This window comes from Streptomyces sp. ICN903 (assembly GCF_022015835.1).
Taxonomy (GTDB): Bacteria; Actinomycetota; Actinomycetes; order Streptomycetales; family Streptomycetaceae; genus Streptomyces; species Streptomyces fenghuangensis.
In genome coordinates this window covers 1-3,964 of sequence record NZ_JAKMAY010000421.1, presented here as the reverse complement: position 1 = coordinate 3,964, position 3,964 = coordinate 1, and the positions used below count along the sequence as shown (strand labels likewise).

Annotated in this window: 4 protein-coding genes and 2 pseudogenes; 1 reads left to right on the top strand and 5 read right to left on the bottom strand. The window is 73.5% G+C overall.

The annotated features are described in order from the left end of the window. Positions 1-588 (top strand): annotated as a pseudogene (locus L7D48_RS27005) (hypothetical protein); the annotation flags it as partial. A gap of 61 nt (positions 589-649) precedes the next feature. Here L7D48_RS27005 and L7D48_RS27000 read toward each other — a convergent pair. The 5 genes and pseudogenes from L7D48_RS27000 to L7D48_RS26980 all read right to left on the bottom strand — a co-directional run. Next, on the bottom strand, positions 650-1,888 hold the full coding sequence (locus tag L7D48_RS27000) for a styrene monooxygenase/indole monooxygenase family protein (RefSeq protein WP_237883442.1): 1,239 nt from the start codon (positions 1,886-1,888) through the stop codon (positions 650-652). 101 nt (positions 1,889-1,989) lie between these two features. Continuing rightward, positions 1,990-2,607 carry an ATP/GTP-binding protein gene (locus L7D48_RS26995; protein ID WP_237883440.1) on the bottom strand — a complete coding sequence of 206 codons (618 nt, stop codon included), beginning with the start codon at positions 2,605-2,607 and terminating at the stop codon, positions 1,990-1,992. Positions 2,608-2,708: 101 nt separating this feature from the next. Then, positions 2,709-3,098: a DUF742 domain-containing protein gene (locus L7D48_RS26990; protein WP_206350604.1), complete on the bottom strand. Its 390-nt coding sequence runs from the start codon at positions 3,096-3,098 to the stop codon at positions 2,709-2,711. Continuing rightward, positions 3,095-3,658, bottom strand: a complete 564-nt coding sequence (locus tag L7D48_RS26985) for a roadblock/LC7 domain-containing protein (protein ID WP_237883438.1) — start codon at positions 3,656-3,658, stop codon at positions 3,095-3,097. Before L7D48_RS26985 ends, L7D48_RS26990 begins: the two co-directional genes overlap by 4 nt. After that, positions 3,655-3,964, bottom strand: a pseudogene (locus L7D48_RS26980) (histidine kinase); the annotation flags it as partial. The pseudogene L7D48_RS26980 and the gene L7D48_RS26985, both read right to left, overlap by 4 nt.

Genomic DNA, 3,964 nt, shown 5'->3' with positions numbered 1-3,964 from the left:
GGGGAGGCAGGCGGGGCGGACGGGGACGCCCCGGCGGCCGGTGACGTGCCCGTCGGCGAACTGCTGACCCGGATGCGGGACCTGTACCGGCGGGCCGAGGCCGCCGGCGAGGCGCACGGCGCCGTCGAGCGGGAGGCGGCCGAGCGGCGCGGGAAGGTCGACCGGCTCCAGCGCGAACTGGCCGGCACCCGCGTACGGCTGGCCGAGGCCCGTGACGAGGCCGGACGGCTGGCCCGGCAGCACTACCGGGGCTCCTCCGGGGTGCTTCCGCCCTCCCTGCGGCTGCTGTTCGGCCGTGACGAGCGGGAGGTGCGCACGGTGCTGGAGCACGGGCGGGCGGTGGAGCGGGTGCTGGGCGACCGGGCCGCCGAGGCGGCCCGGCTGTCGGCCGAGGAGCGGCGGCTGGACAGGCTCGCGACCCGGGCGCGCGGCGCCCTGGACCGGCAGCTCACGCTCGCCGCCGACAGCGGGCGGCGGCGGGACGCGGCCGGGCGGCGGCTGGCGGAGGTGGAGCGGGCGCTCGCCTCGCTCGACGACGGCGAACTGGCCGCGCTGCGCGGCGCGGAGACGGCGCGGCACGGCCGGTGAGACGTACACCGGCCGTGCCGCGTACGGCCGGCGGGGGCGCGCGGCCGGTGGGAGGCGCGGCTCAGTCCGAGGCCAGGCTCGCCAGGTACGCCTGTGCCTTCTCCGGGTCGAAGAACCAGTTCTCCAGGTCGGACGGGTCGCTGAAGGCGTTGGCGAAGCGGTTCGCCAGCTCCTGGTGCTCCATGCCCGCGCCGATCAGCTGCAGCACGTGCTCCGGCGGCGGCGCCAGCAGGCCGTTCGACCACTTGGTGACGTGCCGGGCCGTGTCCTCCCAGAAGCGCTCGAACGTGGCCTGCATCCACTCCTCGTCGAACGGCCTGTCACCGCGCTCCAGGATGGAGGCCAGGTAGGAGGCGGCGCACTTGGAGGCGGTGTTGGAGCCCTGGCCGGTGATCGGGTCGTTGGCCACCACCACGTCCGCCACGCCCAGCACCGCGCCGCCCGAGGGGAGGCGGCCGACCGGCTTGCGGACGGTCGGCGCGTAGCGGCCGGCGAGCGTGCCGCCGGCGTCGGTCAGCTCGACCTTGCGGGCCCGGTCGTACTCCCACGGGGTGAAGCGCTTCATCAGCTCCAGCGTGAGGTCCAGGTGCTCGGCGGGGTCCTTGACACCCTGGAAGACGTCCAGCGGGCCGCCGGGGACCCCCTCCCAGAACATGATGTCGCAGGCGCCGGAGACGGTGTAGCCGGGGATCATGAACAGCTCGCCGACGCCCGGCACCAGGTTGAAGCGCACCGCCAGCATGTCGGGGTGCTCCGGGCGCCGCTCCAGCCCGTGCACGTAGGACACCGCCAGCGCGCGCTGCGGCTTGTCGTACGGCGAGCGCGAGGCGTCGCGCTCGAACATCGTCACCAGCTCGCCCTTGCCGGCCGCTACGAGCACCAGGTCGTAGGTGCGGGCGAAGAAGTCCAGGTCGGAGACGGCCGCGCCGTGGATGACGAGCTGACCGCCGCGCTGGGCGAAGGTCTCCAGCCAGCCGGCCATCTTCACGCGCTGGTCGATCGACTGGGCGTAGCCGTCCAGGTGGCCCACCCAGTCGATGACACGGGATCCCTCGGGGCCGACGACCGAGACGCCCAGACCCTCGGTGCGCGGGCTCTGGTCCTCCCAGAAGTTGATCTCCAGATCGCGTTCGTGCTGAAGGGCCTGGTCGAACATGCACTGGGTGGACATGACCCGGCCGCCGCGGATCTCGTCCGCCGTGCGGTTCGACATCACGGTGACCTCGTAGCCGTGCGACTGGAGGCCGAGCGCGAGCTGGAGACCGGACTGGCCGGCTCCGACGATGAGTATCTTCCGCATGGCGGTTCTCCCCTGGGATGCCTGGGTGACGAGGTGCCTGGGTGTGGGGGTTCGTGGGGCGCCGGTGCGTGGAGCGCCGGTGCGGGACCGGGGGCTGCCGGTCAGGCGGGGGTGAGGTTCAGCGCGTGGCCGACGAGCGCCGTCAGCGAGTCGACGACCGTGTCCCGCTTGCGCGCGTCCATGATGACGACGGGCACGCGGTCGGGGACGGACAGCGCCTCTCGCACGTCCTCGGCCTCGTAGTACTCCGTCCCCTCGAAGTGGTTGACGGCGACGACGTAGGGCAGGGCGCAGCTCTCGAAGTAGTCGAGCGCCGGGAAGCAGTCCTCCAGCCGCCGGGTGTCGGCCATCACCACCGCGCCGATCGCACCGCGCGCCAGGTCGTCCCACATGAACCAGAAGCGCCGCTGGCCGGGGGTGCCGAACAGGTACAGCACCAGGTCGGCGTCGAGGGTGACGCGGCCGAAGTCCATGGCGACCGTGGTCGTGGTCTTCTCGGGGGTGGCGGTGAGGTCGTCGGTGTCCTCGCTGGCCTGGGTCATCACCGCCTCGGTGGTCAGCGGTTCGATCTCGGAGACCGAGCCGACGAAGGTCGTCTTGCCCACGCCGAAGCCTCCCGCCACCACGATCTTGACGGAGATCGGGGCGCGTCCGCGCTCCTCCTGCCAGGGCTGGAGCTTCTCGGCGCTCTGTGCCGGGTCGTTCACGGCGTCCACCACGGGTCTTTCTCGGGGTCTGCTTCGGGTCTGCGTCGGGTCGCGTCGGTCTGCGTCGGTGTCTGTGTCCGGCCTTGCGCGCCGGACGGGGTGCGGGAGGCCCGTCAGAGCCTGCGGAGTCCGACCAGCACCCTCTCCAGCAGTGCGCGGTCGGGGCGGTCGTTGTCGTAGCCGGTGCCGTAGACCCGGATGCGCCCCTGGTCGGCGAGGTCGCTGAGCAGTACGCGCACCACGCCCAGCGGCATCCGCAGGCGGGCGGCGATCTCGGCGACCGAGCGCATCCGGCGGCACAGCTCGACGATGGCCCTCATCTCGGGCATCACGCGGTCGCGCAGGCCCCCCGAGGTCAGCTCCAGGCGTGCTTCGGGGGCCTCGATGGCGGCGACGAGGGTCTCCACCAGCAGGACGTGCCCGAAGCGGGTGCGTCCGCCGGTCAGGGAGTAGGGGCGCACGCGCGCGGGTTTGCGTACGGGCAGCGGGCTGTGGGAGGTCACTGGTCCAGCTCCATCGACGTGCGCAGTTCGGTGCGGAGTTCGGGGGTGAGGACGTGTCCGGCCCGGCCGACGAAGAGGGCCATGTGGTACGCGACGACGCTCATGTCGCAGTCGGGTGCGGCGTGGACGCCGAGCAGCGAGCCGTCGCTGATCGACATCACGAACAGGCTGCCCTCGTCCATCGCGACCATGGTCTGCTTGACGGGCCCGGCGTCCATCAGCTTGGAGGCGCCCTGGGTGAGGGAGCCGAGGCCGGAGACGATGGTGGCCAGGTCCGCGCCGGAGTCCCTGGGACCGCGCTCCGGCCGTCCGCCCGGCTCCCGGCGCGGGGCGGCGCCGTCCGCGCGCTCCCCGGCGCCGTCCTCCTCGCGGTCCGGTCCGTCGCCGGGACCGGCGTCTCCGGCGGTTCTGCCCGGTTCGGAGGAGAGCAGGAGCAGGCCGTCGGAGGACACCACGGCGACGGACCGTACGCCGGGGACCTCGTCGACCAGGTTGGACAGCAGCCAGCGCAGGTTGCGTGCCTGCCTGCTGGGCGTGTGTGCGGTGGTGGGCGCGTTCACTTGCGTGCCTCCTCGACAGTGCCACCCGTGTCCGTCGCCTCCGCGCGGTCGTCCGCCGGGCCGTCGCTCCGGTCGGCGGCGATCCGCTCGGCGGCGATCTGCGCCTCCGCGTCGCGCTGGCCGTCCCGGGCGCCCTGCTGGAAGCCGCCGAGCCGTCTGCGCAGCTCCTCGGCCCTCAGTCCGCCCGTACGGGGCCGGGGGACGTCGACTCCGGTCTCCACGGTCCGCGGTGTGCGCTTGGGGAGCCCCTTGGCGGTGACGGTCCGCGGGGCGGGTGAGGTCCCGTCCTCCACGGCGGAGGCGGGG

Coding starts and splice junctions, on each gene's coding strand:
- L7D48_RS27000 (WP_237883442.1), bottom strand. CDS start 1,888: ATGCGGAAGATACTCATCGTCGGAGCCGGCCAGTCCGGTCTCCAGCTC.